This is a genomic window from Comamonas nitrativorans, from assembly GCF_042654765.1.
GTDB classification, from domain to species: Bacteria; Pseudomonadota; Gammaproteobacteria; order Burkholderiales; family Burkholderiaceae_C; genus Comamonas; species Comamonas nitrativorans.
In genome coordinates this window covers 195,107-214,752 of sequence record NZ_JBHSEW010000006.1, presented here as the reverse complement: position 1 = coordinate 214,752, position 19,646 = coordinate 195,107, and the positions used below count along the sequence as shown (strand labels likewise).

Here is a 19,646-nt window from a genome sequence, read left to right as displayed (position 1 = left end):
CGACTATAACCCCGCTCATGCTGCGGCAGCAGGCGGGTTTGTTACCGCTTGCGCTAGCTTTTCTGGCAGCGCGGGCAGTAGAACGTACTGCGCTGTCCCTGGCGCAGCAGGTGGATGGGCTGGCCGCAGTGGTGGCACGGCTGGCCCGCGCGGCCATACACCTGCACGGCGTGCTGGAAGTGCCCGGCCATGCCCTGCGCATTGGAAAAATCCCGCAGGGTGGTGCCGCCTTGCTCCACCGCCTGGGCGATCACCTGCCCGATGGCCGCAAACAGCCGCCGCGCCTTGACCGGGCCGATGGCACACGCGGGCGTGACCGGGTGGATGCGGCTGGCAAACAGCACCTCGCTGGCATAGATGTTGCCCACGCCCACCACCAGCTTGCCGGCCAGCAGCACCGCCTTGATGGGCGCCCGGCTGGCCTGCAGGCCAGCGGCAAAACGTTCCCAGGTGAAGCTGGCGGGGTCCAGCGGCTCCATGCCCAGGCCGCCCAGCAGTTTTTGCGCCCGGGGGTCGCCCTCCCCGTCCACGGCCACCACGGCGCCGAAACGGCGCGGGTCGTGCAGGCGCAACATGCCCTGGCTGGTCGTCAAATCGAAGTGGTCGTGCGCTCCGGGCGCAGGAAAGCTTCGGGCAAAGCGCAGGCTGCCGGACATGCCCAGATGCAGCAGCAACAGCCCGGCGCTCAAGTCCAGCAACAGGTATTTGCCCCGGCGGCGCACCTGCTGCACCGTCTGCCCGACCAAATCCTGCGGCGGGCAGCCCAGCGGCCAGCGCAAGGGCTTGCCCAGGCGCACCGCCAGAATCTGCGCGGCAGCAATGTCGGCGGCAAAACTGCGCCGGGTGACTTCGACTTCGGGTAATTCGGGCATGGGGCGGACTCTGTAAACCGGCGTTGGCCTTCGATTATTATGGCCGGATGGCCTCTTTACCCCGCCCTTCGCGCCCGTTCTGGCGCACTTCATGGCGCACGCTCGGCAGTGCCGCTGCCGTACTCGGTGCCTTGACTGCCTGCGCCCAGGTGCCGCCTGCGCCGCAAGCAGCCGCCCCGGCAGATACCGCCGACACCGCCATAGACAGCAACGTCGCCCTGGATGGACCGCTGTTCTATGAACTGCTGCTCGGCGAGCTGACCGCCAGCCAGGGCGATGCCCGGGACGCCGTGGCGCTGTTCCTGGACGCTGCCCGCCAGACCGGTGTGGAGGCGCTGTACCAGCGGGCCACCGACGTGGCGTTGCACTCGCGCTCCGGCCCCCAAGCCCTGATGGCCGCGCAGGCGTGGCAGCAGGCGTTTCCCGCTTCGCGCCTGGCCAACCGCTATCTGCTGCAAATTCTGCTGATGCTCAACCGGGTGTCCGACACGGTCGAGCCGCTGACCCGGGAGCTGGCCGCCACCCCCATCACCAGCAAGCCCGCCGCCTATCTGGCCATTGCCCAGCTCTACCGCCACACCAGCGATAAAAAGCTGGCCGCCGCCGTGGTCGAGCAAGCCCTGCAGGACGACCTGGGCCAGACCACGACCGCCCCCGCCGCCTGGGCCATGCTCGGCCACATGCGCCTGGCGGCCAACCAGAAAGAGCAGGCCCTGCAGGCAGCGGCCCAGTCGCAGCAACTGGCCCCGGCCAACGGCGCTGCCGCCCTGCTGGCCCTGGAGCTGCTGGAAAACAAACTGCCCCAGGCCGAGCCCCTGGTGCAGAACTACCTGCAGCACACCCCGAACCCGACCATCCGCCTGGCCTACGCCAAGATATTGCTCGACCAGCGGCGTCTGCCCCAGGCGCTGGTGCAGCTCGATGCGGTCGTGGCCCAGACGCCCGAAAACGCCGAAGCCTGGCTCACCCTGGCCGCCGTCCACGCCCAGCAAGGCCAATGGCCGCAGACCGAGCAGGCCCTGCAAGGCTTTGCCGCCCTCATCCCCGCCATGGCCGACGCCCAGCAGCGCGACACTGCCTGGCTGCAAGCCGGGGTGCTGGGCGCCCGCAGCGCCATGGCCGCCAGAAACGATGCCCTGGCCGCGCAGTGGCTGGCGCAAATCCCCAACGCCGAAGACAACCTGCGCGTCCAGGCGCTGCGGGCCGCCCTGCTGGCCCGCCAGGGCCAGCTCACCCAGGCCCGCCGCCTGATCCAGGCCGTGCCCGCCGAAGGGCCACGGCAGGCGCAGCGCAAAATCCAGGCCGAAGTGCAGTTGCTGCGCGATGCCGGCGCCTACGGCCAGGCCTACGCCCTGCAGGCCAGGCTGCAGGCGCAAGACCCGGAAGATGCCGACATCACCTACGAAACCGCGCTGCTGGCCGAAAAAATCGGCCAGCTGGACACCATGGAGCAGCTTTTGCGCAGCATCATGGCCCGCCACCCGGACTACTACCACGCCTACAACGCCCTGGGCTACTCGCTGGCCGATCGGGGCGTGCAGCTGGACGAGGCCCGCCGCCTGATCGAAACCGCGCTGCAATACGCCCCCGACGACCCCTTCATCACCGACAGCCTGGGCTGGCTGGAATTTCGCCAGGGCAACACGGAGCAGGCCGTCACCCTGCTGGAACATGCCTACAGCCTGCGTGACGACGTGGAAATCGCCAGCCACCTGGCCGAAGTGCTATGGGTGCAGGGCGACCGGCAACGCGCCCGCAGCCTGTGGCGCTCGGCCCTGCAGCGCGAACCGGACAACGAAGTGCTGCGCTCCACCCTGCAACGCCTGAACGTACAGCCCTGAGCCATTTCCCCATGCCCCGCTCCGTATCCCGACGCCAGCTGCTCGGCAGTACTGTTTGTGCTATTTTTTTAGGTGCTTTAGCCGGTTGCAGCACGCCAATTTTAGATAAAAATCATGCTGAAATGGTATGGAACGGGCGGATGGCGCTACAAACCTTCAACCAGGACGGCAGCCAGCAGGATAGCTGGAGCGCCAGCTTCACCCTGCAGGGCACGCCCGCGCAGGGGCAGCTGGACATCTTCAGCCCGCTCGGTGCCCAGCTGGCGCTGCTGCAATGGAGCCCCGCCGGCGCCCTGCTGCGCCAGGGCAGGCAGCAGGTGCCCTCGGATTCCCTGGCCGCCCTGATCGAGCGCAGCCTGGGCACCGCCCTGCCCATCGACGCCTTTTTTGCCTGGCTGCAAGGCCGGCCCCACGCTGCCGAAGGCTGGCAGGCCGACCTGGGCCAATACGCCCAGGGCCGCATCCACGCCCAGCGCCTGCAGCCGCTACCGCAAGCGCAGCTGAAAATTATTTTGCAAGCGCCTGCCGCACCCTGACCCTCTCGCCCCCTGATTCCTGCCGCCATGCGCACCCTCTACGACGTACCGGCCCCGGCCAAGCTGAACCTGTTCCTGCACATCACCGGGCGGCGCAGCGACGGCTACCACCTGCTGCAATCGGTCTTCATGCTGCTGGACTGGCAGGACAAGCTGCACTTCGAGCGCAGCGCCAGCAGCGCCATTGGCCGCGACGACCTGGCCAGCACCACCGCCCTGCCTGCCGACGACTTGTGCGTGCGGGCCGCCCGCACCCTGCAGGCCGCCACCGGCTGCACGCAAGGCGTGCAGATCGGCCTGGAAAAAACCATCCCCGCCCAGGCCGGCATGGGCGGCGGCTCGTCCAACGCGGCCACCACCCTGCTGGCCCTGAACCGCCTGTGGCAGCTCAACCTGCCGCGCCAGGCACTGGAGCGCATCGGCCTGACGCTGGGGGCCGACGTGCCGTTCTTCCTGCGCGGGCACAACGCCTGGGTCGAGGGCGTGGGCGAGCAGATCACCCCGCTGACCGGCCCCGCCGCCCTGCCGCCCGCACGCTTTCTCGTCATCAAGCCCCGGGCCGGACTGGAAACCGGCAAAATTTTTTCCAGCCCCCTTTTGCAAAGGGACACAAAGCAGGCTAGAATAGTCGGCTTTGCAGCAGATCACTACGGGTTTGGTCACAACGACCTGCAACGCGCCGCCAGCGGCCTGTGCCCGGACATGCAAAACGCCATTGCTTTTCTGGAGCAGCAGGGTTTTGTGGCTAGAATGACGGGCTCAGGGAGCGCAGTGTTTGCAAAAATCGAACGCAACCCCGACCTGGCCAAGGCCGCTTCGGACTGGCAGATCAGGGTGTGTGAGAACCTGCAAAAGCACCCATTGCTTGAATGGGCGCAGGATTAAAACTACCGGATTTATTCGTGTAGGGGAGTCGCCAAGTTGGTTAAGGCACCGGATTTTGATTCCGGCATGCGAGGGTTCGAGTCCTTCCTCCCCTGCCACATCCTTCGCGTTTACTTTTGCTTTCAGCACCCAGCACTGGGATAGCTTATGCCCTCCATACCCTCCAATTTTGTGGTGTTTACCGGCAATGCCAACCGTGGCATGGCCGAGGAAATCGCCCAGTATCTCGGCACGTCCCTGGGCGATGCCGACGTTGGCCGCTTCTCCGACGGTGAAGTCACCGTCGAGATCAAGCAGAACGTGCGCACGCGCAACGTCTTCATCGTGCAGCCGACCTGCGCCCCCACCAACGACAACCTGATGGAGTTGCTGGTGATGGTCGATGCGCTCAAACGTGCCTCTGCCGAAAGCATCTGCGCCGTCATTCCTTACTTCGGCTACGCCCGCCAGGATCGCCGCGTGCGCTCCACCCGTGTGCCGATCACCGCCAAGGTGGTGGCCAACATGCTGCAGGCCGCCGGTGTCTCGCGCGTGCTGACCATGGACTTGCACGCCGACCAGATCCAGGGCTTTTTCGACATCCCGGTGGACAACATCTACGCCTCGCCGGTGCTGCTGGGTGACCTGAAGCAAAAGCAGTACGAAGACCTGATCGTCGTCAGTCCCGACGTGGGTGGCGTGGTGCGGGCCCGTGCGCTGGCCAAGCAGCTGGGCTGCGATCTGGCCATCATCGACAAGCGCCGTCCCAAGGCCAACGTCTCGGAAGTGATGCACGTCATCGGCGACATCGAAGGGCGCAACTGCGTCATCATGGACGACATGATCGACACCGCCGGCACCCTGGTCAAAGCCGCCGAAGTCCTCAAGGAACGCGGTGCCAAGCAGGTCTACGCCTATTGCACCCACCCCATCTTCTCCGGCCCGGCCATCGAGCGCATCGCCAAGGGCAACGCCCTGGACGAAGTGGTCGTGACCAACACCATTCCGCTGTCGGCGGCGGCCAGGGCCTGCGGCAAGATTCGCCAGGTTTCCGTAGCCCCGCTGTTTGCCGAAACCATCCGCCGTGTGCAGAACGGCGAATCGGTCAGTTGCCTGTTCGAAGACTGAGCCTCGAACTTTTCCATTTTTCCCCCCAAAGACGGCAACCGCCGTCTTTTCTCAACCCGGTGAGGCTGGTCGCGGCCCACCATTCTGGAGTTAAAACCATGCAATTTGCAGCCACTACACGCGCACAACAAGGTACGGGTGCGAGCCGCCGTATGCGCATTACCGGCAAGACCCCGGGCATCGTCTACGGTGCCGGCGAGCAGCCCCAGCTGATCGAAATGGACCACAACGCCATTTTCCACGCGCTGAAAAAGGAAGTTTTCCACTCGTCCGTGCTGGACCTGGACGTGGACGGCAAAACCACCAAAGTGGTGCTGCGCGACGTGCAATACCACCCCTTCAAGCCCCAGATCCTGCACGTGGATTTCCAGCGCGTGGACGACAAGACCAAGATCGAAATGCGCGTGCCCCTGCACTTCGAAGGCGCCGACAACTCCGTCGCCGTCAAGGAAGACAAGTGCACCGTCACCCCGCTGATCCATGAACTGGCCGTGGTGTGCATGCCCGCCCACCTGCCGGAAAACATCGTGGTCGACCTGTCGGGCCTGACCGTCAAGAGCGCCCTGGGCCTGAACAACCTGGTGAAGATGCCCTACGGCGTCAAGGCCGTGGTGCGCGGCTCCAACAAGAACCCCGCCCTGGTCAGCATCAAGCTGCCGGAAGTGGCCCCTGCAGAAGGCGCTGCCCCGGCGCCCGCCGCTCCTGCCAAGAAGGGCAAGAAGTAATTCTTCGCCCCCGGCAAGCCCGGCCACCGGGCTTGCCCGCTGTCGATGGCCCACCTCGGTGGGCCATTTGTCTTTAGAACGTAAACACGTTCTTTGACCCGCCCCACGATAATCCCCGTCCATGATCAAGTTATTTGTCGGCCTGGGCAATCCCGGCCCGGAATACGCCGCCACGCGCCACAACGCCGGTTTCTGGTGGATCGACGCGCTGGCCCGCGAGCTGAAAGTGCATCTGCAACCCGAGCGCAGCTACTGGGGCCTGGCCGCCCGCGCCAATGTGCAGGGGCAGGCGGTGTGGCTGCTCCAGCCGCAGACGTTCATGAACCTGTCGGGCAAATCGGTCGGCGCCCTGGCGCGGTTCTTCAAGATTCAGCCCGACGAAATCCTGGTGGCGCACGACGAGCTGGATTTTTCGCCCGGCCAGGTCAAGCTGAAAAAAGGCGGCAGCCACGGCGGCCACAACGGCCTGCGCGACATCCACGCCCAGCTGGGCAGCGGCGACTACTGGCGTTTGCGCCTGGGCATCGGCCACCCGGGCCTGAAAGGCGAAGTGACCGGCTGGGTGCTGAAGAAAGCCCCCGCCGACCAGCAGCAGGCGATCGAGGACAGCATTGCCCACAGCCTGAAAGCCTGGCCGCTGCTGGTCGCCGGGGACATGGACAAGGCCACCGCGCAGATCAACACCAACAAGCCCCCGCGCCCCAAGCCGCCCCGCCCGAATGCAAATACCCATGCGCCCCGGGCAGCCAATGAAGAAATAAAGAGCTAGCCCCGCTTTATTCATAGGCATTTACGGTACTTTTATCTTTGAATATGGCGCTATTCCTGCGGCAAAAGCTCCTGATTTTGCTGTTCACCCTGTTCCTGGCCGCCACGGTGATCTTTGCCGTGCTGCACCTGCTGCCGGGCAACGCCGCCCAGGTTCTGATGGGGCCGGACGCCGACCCCGAGGCCGTGGCCGCCCTGGCCACGCAACTGGGGCTGGACGTGCCCGCGTGGCAGCGCTTTGCCGGCTGGCTGGTCGGCCTGCTGCGCGGCGACCTGGGGCACAGCTACGCCTATGGCGAGCCGGTGCTGGATTTGCTGCTGGAGCGCCTGCAACTGACCCTGCCCCTGACCGTGCTGGCGCTGGCCATCAGCGGCCTGCTGGCCCTGCCCATCGGCGTGTACGCCGCCGCGCACCAGGGCCGTTGGCCCGACCGGGTGCTGATGGGGCTGACGCAACTGGGCCTGGCCGTTCCCAGCTTCTGGCTGGCCATGCTGCTGATCGTGTTCTTTGCCGTGCGCCTGCAATGGTTTGCCGCCGGGGGCTTTCCCGGTTGGGGCGCAGACGAAGGCGGCGGCCTGCTGCCCGCGCTGCACGCCCTGGTGCTGCCCACCCTGTCGCTGGCCGCCGTGCAGACGGCCATCCTGGCGCGGCTGACCCGCGCAGCGGTGCTGGAGCATGTCAGCGCCGACTTCGTGCGCACCGCCCGCGCCAAGGGGCTAGGCCGCCACCAAGTGTTGTGGGGCCATGTGCTGCGCAACGCCATGGGGCCGATCCTGACCCTGCTGGGGTTGCAGTTCGCCAACCTGCTGGCCGGGGCCATCGTGGTGGAAAACGTGTTTTACCTGCCCGGGCTGGGGCGCCTGCTGTTCCAGGCGATTGCCAACCGCGACCTGCTGGTGGTGCAAAACGGCGTGCTGCTGCTGGTCACGCTGGTGATCGTGGTGAACTTCGCCATCGACGTGCTGCACGCCTGGCTCGACCCGCGCATCCGCGTGCCGGAGCGCAGCGCATGAACCGCCGCCTGCTGCTCGGATTGATGCTGACCGGCACGCTGGTGCTGGCCGCCCTGCTCTCCTGGGTCTGGACGCCGTATGCCTTCGACGCCATGGCCATCGACAGCCGCCTGCAAGCCCCCGGCGCCCGGCACTGGCTGGGCACCGACGCCTATGGCCGCGACGTGGTCAGCCAGTTGCTGGTGGGCGCCCGCAGCTCGCTGGCCGTGGGCGTGGCCGCCGTGGGGCTGGGGCTGCTGCTGGGCGGCAGCCTGGGCCTGCTGGCCGCCGCCCGCCGGGGCTGGGTCGACCAGCTCACCATGCGGCTGGCGGACTTCACCCTGGCGTTTCCCGCGCTGCTCACCGCCATCCTGCTCACCGCCGTGCGCGGGCCGGGCATGGGCAATGCCGTGCTGGCGATTGCCGTGCTGAACGTGCCCGTGTTTGCCCGTCTGGCCCGCGCCAGCGCCGCCGGCATCTGGGCGCAGAACTACGTGCTGGCCGCCCGCGCCTGCGGCAAGAACCGCTGGCGCATCACCTGGGAACACATCCTGCCCAACATCGCGGGCGTCCTCATCGCCCAGGCCAGCAGCCAGTTCGCCCTGGCGCTGCTGGCCGAAGCGGCGCTGTCCTACCTCGGCCTGGGCGTGCAGGCGCCCCAGCCGTCCTGGGGGCGGATGCTCAGCGAGGCGCAAAGCCTGCTCTACCAGGCGCCGCTGCTGGCCGTTTTTCCCGGCGTGGCCATCGCCCTGGCCGTGCTGGGGCTGAACCTGCTGGGCGAAGGGCTGCGCGACCGGTTCGCCCCGCCGGCGCAAGCCAGATCGGCATGGTGAGCATGGCACTGCTGGACGTTGCCCGCCTGAACCTGCTGCTGCCCGCCCCGGACGGGCGGCGGCTGCACGCGCTGCGCGACATCGGCTTTCAATTGCAGCGCGGCAGTTGTCTGGGGGTGGTGGGCGAATCGGGCAGCGGCAAAAGCCTGCTGGCCCTGAGCCTGCTGGGCCTGGCCCCCGGCGGCAGCCTGGTCAGCGGCCATCTGCGCCTGGACGGGCAGGACATCCTCGACCAGAGCGAGGCCGCCTGGCAGCGCCTGCGCGGCAACCGCATCGCCATGGTGTTCCAGGACCCCGGCAGTGCCCTGAACCCCGTCCACCCCGTCGGCGCCCAGGTGGCCGAGCCGCTGCGCCACCACCAGGGCCTGAGCCGCCGCGCCGCGCTGGCGCAGGCCGCCGATCTGCTGGCCCAGGTCGGCATCAGCCCCCGGCGCCTGCATGACTACCCGCACCAGTTTTCCGGCGGACAGCGCCAGCGCATCACCATCGCCATGGCGCTGGCCTGTGCGCCCGATGTGCTGATTGCCGATGAACCCACCACCGCGCTGGACACCACGGTGCAGCAGCACATCCTCGACCTGCTGCACCGTCTGGTCGAGGAGCGGGACATGGCCCTGCTGCTCATCAGCCACGACCTGGGCGTGATCGCGCAGAACGCCGACGACATCCTGGTCATGTACGGCGGCCAGATCGTCGAAAGCGGCCCCACCGCCGCCCTGTTCCAGCACATGGCCCACCCCTACAGCCGGGCGCTGCTGGCCGCCCGCCCGCGCCTGGGGGCGCCGCGCCAGCCCAGCGGCAGGCCGTATCCGTTGATGACCATCCCCGGCCAGGTGCCCGCCCTGGCGGCATGGGGCAGCGGCTGCCCGTTTGCCAACCGTTGCAGCTTTGCCCAGGCCGAATGCCAGGCGCAAACACCGCCGCGCATCGCCATTCCCAACCTGACCGCCATCCCGCCGCACAGCAGCCTGCAAGCCCACCATGTCTGGTGCCTGCGCCCCGAGGCGTTGCAGGCGGGCAGCACCCAGCGCTGGCAGGAGTAAGTTTTAACCCCATGGACGCCGCCGCCCTGCCTCCGCCGTTGCTGCAAGTGCGCCAGCTGTGCCACAGCTACGCCGCCCCCCGGCCCGGCCTGTTCGCCGGGCCAGCGCCGCACCCGGTGCTGCACAACATCGATTTCACCCTGCACGCCGGGCGCTGCCTGGGGCTGGTCGGCGCTTCGGGCAGCGGCAAGTCCACCCTGGCGCGGCTGGTGCTGGCGCTGGACACCCCCACCAGCGGCCAGGTGCTGCTCGATGGCGAAGACCTGCACCGCCTGCCCGCCGCCGCCTTGCGCCAGGCACGCCAGCGCATGGCCATGGTGTTCCAGGACCCCGCCACCGCGCTCAACCCGCGCCGCAGCGTCGGCTGGAGCGTGGCCGAACCCTTGACCGTGCTGGCGCCGTCCCTGCCCCCCGCCGAAATCCGGCAGCGCGTGGCCCAGGCGCTGGAAGACGTCGGCCTGCACGCCCGGGATGCCCAGCGCTTTCCCCACAGCTTCTCCGGCGGGCAGCGCCAGCGCATTGCCCTGGCCCGCGCCATCGTCACCCGCCCGCGCCTGCTGGTGCTGGACGAGCCAGTCAGCGCCCTGGACGTCTCCGTCCAGGCCCAGGTCCTCAACCTGCTGCTGGAACTGCAACAGCGCCTGGGCCTGGGCTACCTGCTGATCAGCCATGATCTGGCCGTCATCGACCACCTGTGCAACCAGGTGCTGGTGCTGCACCAGGCAGAAGTGGTAGAAAGCGGCACCCCACAGCAACTGTTGCACGCGGCCCGCCACCCGGTCACCCAGGCGCTGCTGCGCAGCGTTCCCACCATGACCCCGGGCGCTGCCCGTCTGCGTTACGCTACCAATAAAAAAGCTGCTTACGCTGATGAATAAACAATTTCAGGCATAAAACCATCTGAAATTGTTTATTTGCCAGCGGTAGCAGCTCTTATTTCAGGAGATACCCATGCCCACCCGCCGCCACCTGCTTGCCCATGCCGCCGCCGCCATGCTGCCGGCGCTGCTGCCCTTGTCCAGCCTGGCCGCCAGCAAGAACAGCCTGACCCTGGGCATGGCGCTGGAGCCGCCGGTACTCGACCCCACCGCCAGCGCCGCCGCTGCGATCGGTGAAATCGTCCACTACAACCTGTTCGAGACGCTGGTCAAGATCACCCCCCAGGGCACCATCGCCCCGCTGCTGGCCCAGCGCTGGGAGGTTGCCCCGGACTGGAAAACCATCACCTTCCACCTGCGCCAGGATGCGCAATTTCACAACGGCGTGCCGCTGACCGCCGACAGCGTGAAGTTCAGCTTCGACCGCGCCGCCAGCAGCGCCAGCACGAACAAGGACAAGGCGCTGTTCGCCCAGCTCACCGTCAGCACCCCCGACCGCTATACCGTGGTCGTGGCCAGCGCCCACAGCAACCCCGACCTGCTCTTTGCCCTGGGCCAGGCCACCGCCATCATCGTGGAACCCGGCAGCGCCGCCACCAACGCCAGCGCCCCCGTCGGCACCGGCCCCTACCGCGTGCAGCAATGGCAAAAGGGCAGCCGCCTCACCCTGCTGGCCTGGCCGCAATGGCGCGAAGCCGGGCGCATCGCCCTGCAGCGCGTCACCTTCCGCTTCATCCCCGATGCTGCCGCCCAGGCCACCGCCTTGCTCGCCGGCGACGTGGACGTCTTCCCGCGCATCGGCGCCCGCAGCGTGGAGCAGTTCCAGAACGACCCGCGCTTCCAGGTCATCGTCAGCGGCTCGCGGGCCAAGACCATCGTCAGCGTCAACAACGCCCGCCCCCCTTTGAACGACGTGCGCGTGCGCCGCGCCCTGGCCGCTGCCATCGACCGCCAGGCCGTCATCACCGGCGCTGCCGACGGCTTCGGCGTGCCCATCGGCAGCCACTACACCCCCGGCGCCCCCGGCTACATCGACACCACCGGCATCAACCCGTTCGATCCGGAAAAGGCCCGCCAGCTTCTGAAGGAAGCCGGCGTGGCCCAGCCGCTCAAACTGCAAATGACGCTGCCACCCACCCCCTATGCCCGCCAGGGCGGGGAAATCATCGCCGCCCAACTGGCGCAAGTGGGCGTGCAGGTGCAGCTCGTCAACGTGGAATGGGCGCAGTGGCTCAGCCAGACCTACGGCGCCAAGCAGTACGACCTGACCCTCATCAGCCACGTCGAACCGCTCGACCTGGGCAACTACGCCAAGGCCGATTACTACTGGAACTACCGCTCCAGCGCCTTCGACCAGCTCTACCAGCGCATCCAGACCAGCACCGACCCCGAGGAACGCAACCAGCACCTGGCCGCCGCCCAGCGCCTGCTGGCCCAGGACTGCGTGAACCTCTTCCTGTACCAGCCCCAGTGGGTCACCATCGCCAAAACCGGCCTGCGCGGCCTGTGGAACGACATGCCGATTGCCGTCAACGACCTCAGCGGCCTCGCGTGGGGGTGAGATTCCACTTCCCCGTCACACCCGCCTCACCCCGTCAAGCGCCCCACACCCCCACCGGCAGGCTACCGAAGTGCTCCTGGCGCTGCCAGATCTTCTCGTCCCACGATGTGCCGGGGTTGCGGTTGAAGATGATCAGGTGCGCCTCGTCTGCCCCCACCTGCCGCGTGTAGTCCGCCGTTTGCTCCAGCCCCACGGCCAGCACCGCATCCAGTGCGCCGCGCTGGATTTTCAGTTCGATGACGATGCGTTGCAGCGGCCCGTACATGCCTTGCTGCGGGTCGGTGGGCCATTCGATGAACAGGTCGGTGCGTTTGCGCCCCAGCCCGTATTCCCGGTTGATGCGCCCACCGCCGTTGATGATGCGTTGCAAAAAGGCCTGCATGAGGAGCTGCGGGGCCGCTTCCTTGTAGCTGAAGCCTTCGCTCCAGATGTCGCTGTGTTCCCGAAAGAATTGCTGGAAGGCGGTTAGCAGCCTGGGCATGTCCAGCCGATGCTCCGGCGTGACGTACCAGCTTTGCTCCTGGTTGGCGATGCGCGTCTGCGCCACCCAGGTCAATTCGCGCGGGATGACTTCGCGGTAAATACGGTTGCTGATGCGCACCGAGGGGCGTGTGACGATCAGGCCCAGATCGGCCACGTATTGCTGGTCGTCGGGTTTGACGGCGCCCAAGTCCTGCTCGTCCTTGCTGCCGATGATGGCGCAGAGCACGCTATGCACGCGCGGCTCGCGCAGCTTGTCGCTCAACTGGTCGAGGTGCGTGGCGCGGGAGTAGATCAACCGATCGCGGGCCTACTGGTAGTCGGCCAGGCTGATCGAGCGTCTGCGGTCACGGGCGGCTTTGTTTTCCCCGATCGCTTCATGCCCCAGGGCATTGACCAGCCAGGGCTGGCCCTCGGTATCGAGTCACAGCGCCGGGAAGATGGCCTCATCAAACACCTGACCCGTCGCTTCGGTGTGCTGTTGCCACAGCGCCTGAATTTCTTGTTGGGTGAAGTTGGGCAGCCGCAAACTTGCTGCCTTGATATTAAAAACACTGCTGCCTGCCATAACAGCTGTGTCGCCGTGGTACATCCGATAATCCCGAATATCACGCTGCCCACATAAAACAATCGACTGCGGAAAAGCATGAGGGCGCTGTTCGTACCGGGAGCGAATTTGGCGCAGTAGAGAAATCAGCGAATCGCCCACCAACGTATCGACCCCATCGAGCAGCAGCACAACAGGTTTGGCGCAGTGCCGTGTCCAATACGAAAGCAAATCTGCAAACTGGCCCAATGCCGAAACATCAGCGCCGGTGTTCTCATACCAATGCAGTAGCTCTGCGCCGGGGCAAGCATCATCTATCGCTTGCGCAACGACTTTGCACACTAAAGGAAGGTCTTGACCGACATCCCCCCGCGTCGCCTGCGCCCCTTCGATGTTGGCGTAGGCGCAGGCATAGCGCCCCCCGGCATTCAGCGCCTTCATCATGGCCAGCAGCGTGGTGGTCTTGCCCGTCTGGCGCGGGGCGTGCAGGACGAAGTAGCGCTGGGTGTCGATCAGGTGCCGCACCTCGTCCCAGTCCAGGCGCTGGAGCGGGTCAAGCTGATAGTGCAAGTCCGGTTTGGTCGGGCCAGCGGTATTGAAGAAGCGCTCCATAGCGGGCATTGTAGGAGTGCCGTTCTGCGGGCAGGTTTTCTGGTTATCAGAATCAATATTCATAGCTTTTATTGCTTATGAATAAACAATTTCAAGGTTAAAAAATATTGAAATCCTTATTGCATCAGCGGCAAAGGCTTCTTTTTTTGAAAATGACTGCTGTTTCCGATTTGCGCCGCCCATAAAAAAACCAGCCCCGAAGGGCTGGTTTTGATACTTTGCTTATCCAAGCCGGGGCAAGCCCAGCATCAGATTAGAAAGCGTGGCGGATGCCCAGTTGCAGGCCGTGTTGAACGCCGCTGTTGGACAGGTTCAACAGTTGGTTGCCTGCAGCATCCTTACCCAGGGACATTGCACCATTCAACTGCAGACCCATGTTGGCATCTTTTTTGTTCTTCAGGTAAGCGTAGGTGCCGTACAGAGCAGTGCGCTTGGACAGGTTGTGGACATAGCCAGCCGACAGTTGGTTAGCCTTGGGGGTCTTGCCGCCATCAGCGCTCACGCGATAGTGGTTATAAGCAACACGCAGTTCACCAGCAGCACCAACGGGAGCAGTTACACCCAGACCAAAGGTCTTGAATTTAGCACTGTCGTTTGCACCAACTTCTTTGTACTTAGTCTGCTTGTAGAAACCCAGCAGTTTGGCCACGCCAAAGTTGTAGGCACCGCCCAGTTGCCAAGTGGTCAGGTCGTCGCTCCACTTCTCTACAACTGCAGGAGTTACAGAATCATCAAGCTCTGCAAAAGCAACATCGTTCATACGATCAAAGCCGACACCCAAGCTCAGAGGGCCGTTGTCATAGGTAGCACCTACACCGATGTAGCGGCTAGTACGGGCTTTTTTCTGTTCGCCGAAACCATACTCACCACCAAACTTGAAACCATTGAAGCTGGGGCTGGTGTAGGAAATAGCGTTTTCAGCACGAGGGGCATAGCCATTACCCCAAGCACGGCTGGCGCCAATACCGGTATCGCCGAAAGCGTCGTAACGGCTGACAGCCAGGTAGGAGCTGGTCAGCATGCGGCCCAGGCGCACTTCACCGAAGTTGCCAGCCAGGCCCACGGTCGAGGTACGGCGGAAAGCCATGCCATTGCCCGTGAAGTAGTCGGTACCATCGTCCACACCCATACCTGCTTCCAGGTTGAAGGTGGCTTTCAGGCCATTGCCCAGGTCTTCCACACCGCGGAAGCCCAGACGGCTGTTCGTGTTGCCGCCGACGTGGGTCAAGCCGTACACAGATTCTTTACCTTTGCTGTAGGTCAGACCGGTGTCCAGCACGCCGTACAGGGTCACGGAAGATTGAGCCATGGCAGCGCCGGAAGCAGCCAGCACAGCCAGGGCGATCAGGGATTTTTTCATTGCAATTACTCCAAGGTTTGACAGAGGGCGCAGTGTTTACCGCCAAAAAAGACGGCCTTTCGGCCGCGCCAACCTCCTTTTCGGGAAGTTGGAGCTATTGCACCAGAGAACCCCCGCCGTCGTAAAGAAAACGGCCCCCGCAGGGGCCAAAAAGGGTGTTTTGTGTTGCACTACCGCAACAGACCGCCGTAAGCCAGTTTACCTGGGCGACTTACCCTTGCGCGGCTTCTTGCGGATAGGCCTGAATAGCCGCCGCCAGGGCGGCAATGCCCTGGGCAATTTGTGCCGGCGGCACCGTCACATACGACAGGCGCAGACAGTTGTGCTGCGGATTGCCCGGGAAGAAAGGGGCACCAGGCACAAAGGCCATGCCGCGCTCCACGGCCAGCGGCAGGAGCTTTTGCGCATCCATGCCTTCGGGCAATTGCACCCACAGGAACATGCCGCCGACAGGACGCGTCCAGCGAACCTCCAGCCCGGCCATTTCCTTGTCCAGCGCGGCCAGCATGGCATCGCGCTGGTCTTTGTAGAGCGTGCGGATGGTGGGGATGTGCTGGTGCAAAAAGCCGTCTTTCATGACCTCGGCAACCACGCGCTGGTTGAAGCTGGGGGTGTGCAGATCGGCCGCCTGCTTGGCCTGTACCAGCTTGCCGTAAACCGATTTGGGCGCGATCAAAAAGCCCAGGCGCAAACCGGGGGCCAGCACTTTGGAGAACGAGCCCATGTAGAGCACGCCCTCGGGATTGCGAGCAGCCAGGGGCAAGGGCGACTCGCCTTCAAAGCGCAGGTCGCCATAAGGGTTGTCTTCGATGAGGGGGATATTCAATTCCCGCGCTTTGTCGACCAGCGCCTGACGGCGTTGCTCGCTCATGGTTCGCCCCGTAGGGTTTTGGAAGTTGGGCAGCACGTAGGCAAAGCGGGCCTTGTCCGCACCGGTGCCAACTTTGGCAGCGAAGTCTTCGACCAGCATCCCCTCATCGTCGCTATCGACACCGACGGCCACCGGCTCCATGGGCGTGAAGGCCTGCAGGGCGCCCAGGTAGGTAGGGCGCTCGACCAGCAAGCGGCTGTCTTTGTCCAAAAAGATTTTGCCGATCAGGTCCAGCGCCTGCTGGGAGCCGCTGACGATCAGTACCTGCTCCGGATCGACATCCCAGGGCAGAAAATCAGCCACGGCCTGGCGCAAGGCAGGCAGGCCTTCGGTGGTGGAGTACTGCAGGGCGGCACTGCCGTCACGCTGCAGCACAGTGTGGCAAGCAGCTTCAAAAGCGCTGATCGGAAAGGTTTTGGCTGAAGGCAAACCGCCTGCCATGCTGATGATGCCGGGGCGGTCGGTAAGCTTGAGGATCTCGCGGATGGCCGACGAGTTCATCTTGGCAGTACGTCCTGCCAGCGTCCATTGGGTCATGATGGTTCTCTCAGAGAAAAAGCCGGGGATCACCCGGACAAAAAATTTTCAACAGGGGACAGCCGCTGATGGCAAGGCTGGCCTGCTCCGAAAAGCGGCCATTGTGGGCATATCTGCCCTTGATGCCTATGGCACAAACCCAGGGGTGTGTTTCAGGCCTTGAGCATCCACAACGCCGTAGCCACCAGCAGTGCGGCCATGCAGCGATTGAACCATAGCAGACGCGCCTCCTGGGCCAACCAATGGCGCAGGGCTGCCCCGACGCAGGCGTAGGCGAGATTGCTGCCAAAGGCAAAAACCACCATCACCGGCACGACGATGCCCAGGCGCTGCAGCGCATTGGGCTGCCCCACGACCCACCCGGCGATGATGGACAACGCCAAAAACCATGCCTTGATGTTCACAAACTGCAGCAGCACGCCCTGCCCAAAACCGACATGCAGCAACTCCCTTCGGGCCTGCGTCAGTTGGCGGCTGCCGGCCAGACGCCAGGCCAGCCACAGCAGGTAGCCGCAGCCCAGCAGTTGAATGGCCCAGCGCAACACGGGAATTTGTGCCACCAGTGCCCCCGCGCCAGCCGCGCACAACAGCAAAAGCAAGCACCACCCCACCGGCACGGCCAGCACAAAGCGCAGGCTGCGGCGCAGCCCGGCATTGGCCGCCATGGCCGTGGCCAAGGTGGTATTGGGCCCGGGGGTAAAACTCATAGCCGTGGCCAGGAGCAACAGGGCGGTAAATTCAGTCCAAAGCATGGGCAAGAATAATGCCCTGTTTCTTTAAGGAAAGTGAGCTTGTGATGCGTGATGCAGACAACCTGGGCACCGTCATGCCCGCCAGCGGCTATGCCGGCGACATCCCCCCTGCCCTGGCCTGGCACTGGGTGCAAACCGGCCAGGCCGTGCTGATCGATGTACGCACCGATGCCGAGCGTGCCTGGGTCGGACAGGTGCCCGGCGCCGTGCCGGTGGCCTGGAAGCAATGGCCGCAAATGCAGATGAATGCAGATTTCGACGCACAATTGCAAGCAGCGGTGCCGGCAGGCGGCAAGGTCGTGCTGCTGTGCCGCAGCGGTGTGCGTTCAGTTGCCGCTGCGCAGCAGGCCACGCAGTTGGGACTGCAGGCGTTCAGCATCCTGGAAGGGTTCGAGGGCGATCTGGACGCCAACGGTCAGCGCGGGCACGTCAATGGCTGGCGCTACCGTGGACTGCCGTGGCACCAATGACGCAGCCCCGCAAGGGGACTGGCATCCGCCCTGCGGGGCTGGTGCAAAAAGAGGTGAAAATGAAGCCGCAATCAGCCGCCGCACGCGCCGCCGGAGCAGCAGCCGCCGTTGGCGTGCGGGTCTTCGGCGGCGCCTTCCGTCCTGGTAATCACGACGCGCCACAGATCGGGGCCTGCCTGGTCATACGCCCATTGCACCTGGCCAGGGGTACGTGATTCGAGCTGAAAGCGCAGGGGAACGGGGTCATGGTCGTTCACGATGGTGATGGATTCACCCGAGGCCAAGGCATCAAACTGGCCAAAAATCTGAGCATGGCGCAGACGCGGTTCAATGGTGCGGACATCGATCACAGTGCTCATGGAAAAGCCTTTCAAAAAGAGCGGTCAGGGGACGAATATGGTGAAGGTGTTGTTGGCAGGGCTGTCTTAGAACGTGTTTACGATCTCGGCGCGAAGGGGTGCGGGAAGCGGATCGGGATGGGCTGCAAGGCGCAAACCGCAGTCATAGCAGTGCTATGGCGAGGATTTGCAACGACGCAGAGCGCCCGAGGCAGCGACTGCACACCCGCGTGGAGATCGTGAACACGTTCTTAGCCGTCCTTGCCGTCCAGGCGCGAACGGAGCAGCCACGGGGTGTAAATCACCAGGTAAATTCCAAAAGCCAGTGCCCAAAAGGTGGCGGAAATTTCCAGGGCGCGAGGGTAGAGCTGGGGCGCAATCACCGGCAGCACAACCCGTACGACGGTGGCCAACAACACCAGCGCGTAGGCGATGGTTTCACCGCGCGTGGCCTGCAGGGGACGGCCCGTATGGCCCCGGGCGGTACGGGTGACCATGCCGATGATCAAGCCGCCAATCACCCCGACTGTCAGGGCATGAACGGCAAAAGTCTGGCCCAGCCAACCCAGTTGGGCGCCAGCCAGCATGGCAAAACCGATCGGCATCCAAGCATACGAGAGGTGCAGCACCCACAAGATCGGGCGCTTGAGCGTGACCCAGGGGCTCCAGCGGTACAGGCGAATGGCGTGCAGGAGGGCTGCAATCGCACAGGCCGCCACAACCAGCAAAGTCGGTGCCGAACACACCCACAGCAGCAACGCGATAGCGGTAACGGCCAGCAAACTCAGCTCGAAGCGGCGTGACGTGTTGATCACCAACCCAGGAGTGACGTTGCGCGTGAACATGGGCACAACGCGCCCGGTCATGACCGAGACGACCATCACAATCAGCGCCAGTTCGGCATACAGGGGATGCAGCGGATCCAGCGCGATGACCTGCAGCTGAATGAGGTGAAAGCACAGATTGGCCACACTCATCAGCAACAACAGGGAAATGAGCGGGATATTGCGCTTGTTGCCCGCCTGCAACAGCACCCGCAGCAGGACGACGGCCACTGCGGGCAGGAACAGCATGTCGATCACTGCAAACACGGCATACGGAGCGCACAGCGCAGCCACCCGCGCGGCCAGCCACAACAGGGCCAGAACGGCCAGCAAAGGTCCACGGGCAGTGTCAAGCCCCGTCCAGGCCCGTACCGCCGTGAGCAGGAAACCTGCAACCACGCCAGCCGCAAAACCGAACAGCATTTCATGCCCATGCCACAGCAGGGCGGACATGGGCAATTGCAAAGGCATATAGCCCAGGAATGCGGCCACCCACACCGGCACGGACAGGCAGGCCATCAGCGCAGTGAGCAGGTAAAACGGGCGAAAACCCAGGCGCAGCAGCGGCCAGCCCACCAGGGCCGGGGGTGCTTGCGGAGGACGGGGCGAAAGGTTCGGCAAAGGCTGTGACATAAGTGTCTGCCGACGGCAAAGCCGGCGGGCAGGAACTGGGAATAATAAGATTTATTTTACATGAATCTTTTGATCTGCATCTAACACCGGGAATGTTTCCCACACTGTGCATCCAGGTACAAAAAGTAACAAACAGGCAGGGAAATGAACCGTCATAAGATTTATATGAAATAAATGTTT

20 protein-coding genes and 1 tRNA gene are annotated in these 19,646 nt (G+C 64.5%); 13 read left to right on the top strand and 8 right to left on the bottom strand.

All coding sequences use genetic code 11. The features are described 5' to 3' along the window. Positions 1-53 precede the first annotated feature (53 nt). The gene (gene mutM, locus ACFO3A_RS08770; RefSeq protein WP_377725705.1) at positions 54-872 is read right to left on the bottom strand and encodes a bifunctional DNA-formamidopyrimidine glycosylase/DNA-(apurinic or apyrimidinic site) lyase; all 819 of its coding nucleotides are present in this window, start codon (positions 870-872) and stop codon (positions 54-56) included. 47 nt (positions 873-919) lie between these two features. Between mutM and ACFO3A_RS08765 the strand changes: the two genes are divergently transcribed. The 12 genes from ACFO3A_RS08765 to ACFO3A_RS08710 all read left to right on the top strand — a co-directional run bounded on the left by ACFO3A_RS08765 (position 920) and on the right by ACFO3A_RS08710 (position 12,042). Continuing rightward, on the top strand, positions 920-2,713 hold the full coding sequence (locus ACFO3A_RS08765; protein WP_377725703.1) for a tetratricopeptide repeat protein: 1,794 nt from the start codon (positions 920-922) through the stop codon (positions 2,711-2,713). A 140-nt stretch (positions 2,714-2,853) separates the two neighbouring features. Beyond that, a complete protein-coding gene (locus tag ACFO3A_RS08760) occupies positions 2,854-3,249 on the top strand; it encodes a lipoprotein insertase outer membrane protein LolB (protein ID WP_377725702.1) in 396 nt (131 codons plus the stop codon). A gap of 27 nt (positions 3,250-3,276) precedes the next feature. After that, entirely contained in the window at positions 3,277-4,134 is an 858-nt protein-coding gene (ispE, locus tag ACFO3A_RS08755; RefSeq protein ID WP_377725700.1) for a 4-(cytidine 5'-diphospho)-2-C-methyl-D-erythritol kinase, read from the top strand. Between the two features lie 21 nt (positions 4,135-4,155). Further along, positions 4,156-4,232: transfer RNA gene (locus ACFO3A_RS08750), tRNA-Gln, on the top strand. A gap of 49 nt (positions 4,233-4,281) precedes the next feature. Next, positions 4,282-5,241 (top strand): ribose-phosphate pyrophosphokinase, encoded by a 960-nt coding sequence (locus ACFO3A_RS08745; protein ID WP_377725699.1) that lies wholly within the window; start codon positions 4,282-4,284, stop codon positions 5,239-5,241. Between the two features lie 98 nt (positions 5,242-5,339). Then, complete coding sequence (locus ACFO3A_RS08740; RefSeq protein ID WP_377725696.1) at positions 5,340-5,966, top strand: 50S ribosomal protein L25/general stress protein Ctc; 627 nt, start codon at positions 5,340-5,342, stop codon at positions 5,964-5,966. A 121-nt stretch (positions 5,967-6,087) separates the two neighbouring features. Continuing rightward, positions 6,088-6,735 carry an aminoacyl-tRNA hydrolase gene (gene pth / locus ACFO3A_RS08735; RefSeq protein WP_377725694.1) on the top strand — a complete coding sequence of 216 codons (648 nt, stop codon included), beginning with the start codon at positions 6,088-6,090 and terminating at the stop codon, positions 6,733-6,735. A gap of 44 nt (positions 6,736-6,779) precedes the next feature. Then, complete coding sequence (locus ACFO3A_RS08730) at positions 6,780-7,748, top strand: ABC transporter permease (RefSeq protein ID WP_377725691.1); 969 nt, start codon at positions 6,780-6,782, stop codon at positions 7,746-7,748. Continuing rightward, positions 7,745-8,560 carry an ABC transporter permease gene (locus ACFO3A_RS08725; protein WP_377725689.1) on the top strand — a complete coding sequence of 272 codons (816 nt, stop codon included), beginning with the start codon at positions 7,745-7,747 and terminating at the stop codon, positions 8,558-8,560. Before ACFO3A_RS08730 ends, ACFO3A_RS08725 begins: the two co-directional genes overlap by 4 nt. 2 nt (positions 8,561-8,562) lie before the next feature. Continuing rightward, positions 8,563-9,603 carry an ABC transporter ATP-binding protein gene (locus ACFO3A_RS08720; RefSeq protein ID WP_377725745.1) on the top strand — a complete coding sequence of 347 codons (1,041 nt, stop codon included), beginning with the start codon at positions 8,563-8,565 and terminating at the stop codon, positions 9,601-9,603. Between the two features lie 11 nt (positions 9,604-9,614). Then, positions 9,615-10,481: an ABC transporter ATP-binding protein gene (locus ACFO3A_RS08715; protein ID WP_377725688.1), complete on the top strand. Its 867-nt coding sequence runs from the start codon at positions 9,615-9,617 to the stop codon at positions 10,479-10,481. Between the two features lie 73 nt (positions 10,482-10,554). Further along, positions 10,555-12,042 carry an ABC transporter substrate-binding protein gene (locus ACFO3A_RS08710; protein WP_377725687.1) on the top strand — a complete coding sequence of 496 codons (1,488 nt, stop codon included), beginning with the start codon at positions 10,555-10,557 and terminating at the stop codon, positions 12,040-12,042. A 34-nt stretch (positions 12,043-12,076) separates the two neighbouring features. Here the strand turns inward: ACFO3A_RS08710 and ACFO3A_RS08705 are convergent, their stop codons facing one another. From ACFO3A_RS08705 to ACFO3A_RS08685, 5 genes are all read right to left on the bottom strand, one after another. Beyond that, positions 12,077-12,820, bottom strand: a complete 744-nt coding sequence (locus ACFO3A_RS08705; protein WP_377725685.1) for a hypothetical protein — start codon at positions 12,818-12,820, stop codon at positions 12,077-12,079. A 126-nt stretch (positions 12,821-12,946) separates the two neighbouring features. After that, entirely contained in the window at positions 12,947-13,744 is a 798-nt protein-coding gene (locus tag ACFO3A_RS08700) for an ATP-binding protein (RefSeq protein ID WP_377725684.1), read from the bottom strand. A 190-nt stretch (positions 13,745-13,934) separates the two neighbouring features. Next, positions 13,935-15,041: a porin gene (locus tag ACFO3A_RS08695; RefSeq protein WP_377725683.1), complete on the bottom strand. Its 1,107-nt coding sequence runs from the start codon at positions 15,039-15,041 to the stop codon at positions 13,935-13,937. A gap of 211 nt (positions 15,042-15,252) precedes the next feature. Then, the gene (locus ACFO3A_RS08690) at positions 15,253-16,449 is read right to left on the bottom strand and encodes an aminotransferase-like domain-containing protein (RefSeq protein WP_377725682.1); all 1,197 of its coding nucleotides are present in this window, start codon (positions 16,447-16,449) and stop codon (positions 15,253-15,255) included. A gap of 152 nt (positions 16,450-16,601) precedes the next feature. Beyond that, positions 16,602-17,201 carry a LysE family translocator gene (locus ACFO3A_RS08685; protein ID WP_377725681.1) on the bottom strand — a complete coding sequence of 200 codons (600 nt, stop codon included), beginning with the start codon at positions 17,199-17,201 and terminating at the stop codon, positions 16,602-16,604. A 44-nt stretch (positions 17,202-17,245) separates the two neighbouring features. Between ACFO3A_RS08685 and ACFO3A_RS08680 the strand changes: the two genes are divergently transcribed. Continuing rightward, positions 17,246-17,671 (top strand): rhodanese-like domain-containing protein, encoded by a 426-nt coding sequence (locus ACFO3A_RS08680; RefSeq protein ID WP_377725680.1) that lies wholly within the window; start codon positions 17,246-17,248, stop codon positions 17,669-17,671. Positions 17,672-17,742: 71 nt separating this feature from the next. Here ACFO3A_RS08680 and ACFO3A_RS08675 read toward each other — a convergent pair whose 3' ends face one another. Continuing rightward, a complete protein-coding gene (locus ACFO3A_RS08675; protein WP_377725677.1) occupies positions 17,743-18,030 on the bottom strand; it encodes a DUF2249 domain-containing protein in 288 nt (95 codons plus the stop codon). A 230-nt stretch (positions 18,031-18,260) separates the two neighbouring features. Further along, positions 18,261-19,466 carry an NnrS family protein gene (locus tag ACFO3A_RS08670; protein ID WP_377725675.1) on the bottom strand — a complete coding sequence of 402 codons (1,206 nt, stop codon included), beginning with the start codon at positions 19,464-19,466 and terminating at the stop codon, positions 18,261-18,263. Between the last annotated feature and the right edge of the window lie 180 nt (positions 19,467-19,646).

Excerpts from the sequence above, each read along its gene's own strand:
- mutM (WP_377725705.1), bottom strand. The coding sequence starts at position 872 with ATGCCCGAATTACCCGAAGTCGAAGTCACCCGGCGCAGTTTTGCCGCC.
- ACFO3A_RS08765 (WP_377725703.1), top strand. The coding sequence starts at position 920 with ATGGCCTCTTTACCCCGCCCTTCGCGCCCGTTCTGGCGCACTTCATGG.
- ACFO3A_RS08760 (WP_377725702.1), top strand. The coding sequence starts at position 2,854 with ATGGCGCTACAAACCTTCAACCAGGACGGCAGCCAGCAGGATAGCTGG.
- ispE (WP_377725700.1), top strand. The coding sequence starts at position 3,277 with ATGCGCACCCTCTACGACGTACCGGCCCCGGCCAAGCTGAACCTGTTC.
- ACFO3A_RS08745 (WP_377725699.1), top strand. The coding sequence starts at position 4,282 with ATGCCCTCCATACCCTCCAATTTTGTGGTGTTTACCGGCAATGCCAAC.
- ACFO3A_RS08740 (WP_377725696.1), top strand. The coding sequence starts at position 5,340 with ATGCAATTTGCAGCCACTACACGCGCACAACAAGGTACGGGTGCGAGC.
- pth (WP_377725694.1), top strand. The coding sequence starts at position 6,088 with ATGATCAAGTTATTTGTCGGCCTGGGCAATCCCGGCCCGGAATACGCC.
- ACFO3A_RS08730 (WP_377725691.1), top strand. The coding sequence starts at position 6,780 with ATGGCGCTATTCCTGCGGCAAAAGCTCCTGATTTTGCTGTTCACCCTG.
- ACFO3A_RS08725 (WP_377725689.1), top strand. The coding sequence starts at position 7,745 with ATGAACCGCCGCCTGCTGCTCGGATTGATGCTGACCGGCACGCTGGTG.
- ACFO3A_RS08720 (WP_377725745.1), top strand. The coding sequence starts at position 8,563 with ATGGCACTGCTGGACGTTGCCCGCCTGAACCTGCTGCTGCCCGCCCCG.
- ACFO3A_RS08715 (WP_377725688.1), top strand. The coding sequence starts at position 9,615 with ATGGACGCCGCCGCCCTGCCTCCGCCGTTGCTGCAAGTGCGCCAGCTG.
- ACFO3A_RS08710 (WP_377725687.1), top strand. The coding sequence starts at position 10,555 with ATGCCCACCCGCCGCCACCTGCTTGCCCATGCCGCCGCCGCCATGCTG.
- ACFO3A_RS08700 (WP_377725684.1), bottom strand. The coding sequence starts at position 13,744 with ATGAATATTGATTCTGATAACCAGAAAACCTGCCCGCAGAACGGCACT.
- ACFO3A_RS08695 (WP_377725683.1), bottom strand. The coding sequence starts at position 15,041 with ATGAAAAAATCCCTGATCGCCCTGGCTGTGCTGGCTGCTTCCGGCGCT.
- ACFO3A_RS08690 (WP_377725682.1), bottom strand. The coding sequence starts at position 16,449 with ATGACCCAATGGACGCTGGCAGGACGTACTGCCAAGATGAACTCGTCG.
- ACFO3A_RS08685 (WP_377725681.1), bottom strand. The coding sequence starts at position 17,201 with ATGCTTTGGACTGAATTTACCGCCCTGTTGCTCCTGGCCACGGCTATG.
- ACFO3A_RS08680 (WP_377725680.1), top strand. The coding sequence starts at position 17,246 with ATGCGTGATGCAGACAACCTGGGCACCGTCATGCCCGCCAGCGGCTAT.
- ACFO3A_RS08675 (WP_377725677.1), bottom strand. The coding sequence starts at position 18,030 with ATGAGCACTGTGATCGATGTCCGCACCATTGAACCGCGTCTGCGCCAT.
- ACFO3A_RS08670 (WP_377725675.1), bottom strand. The coding sequence starts at position 19,466 with ATGTCACAGCCTTTGCCGAACCTTTCGCCCCGTCCTCCGCAAGCACCC.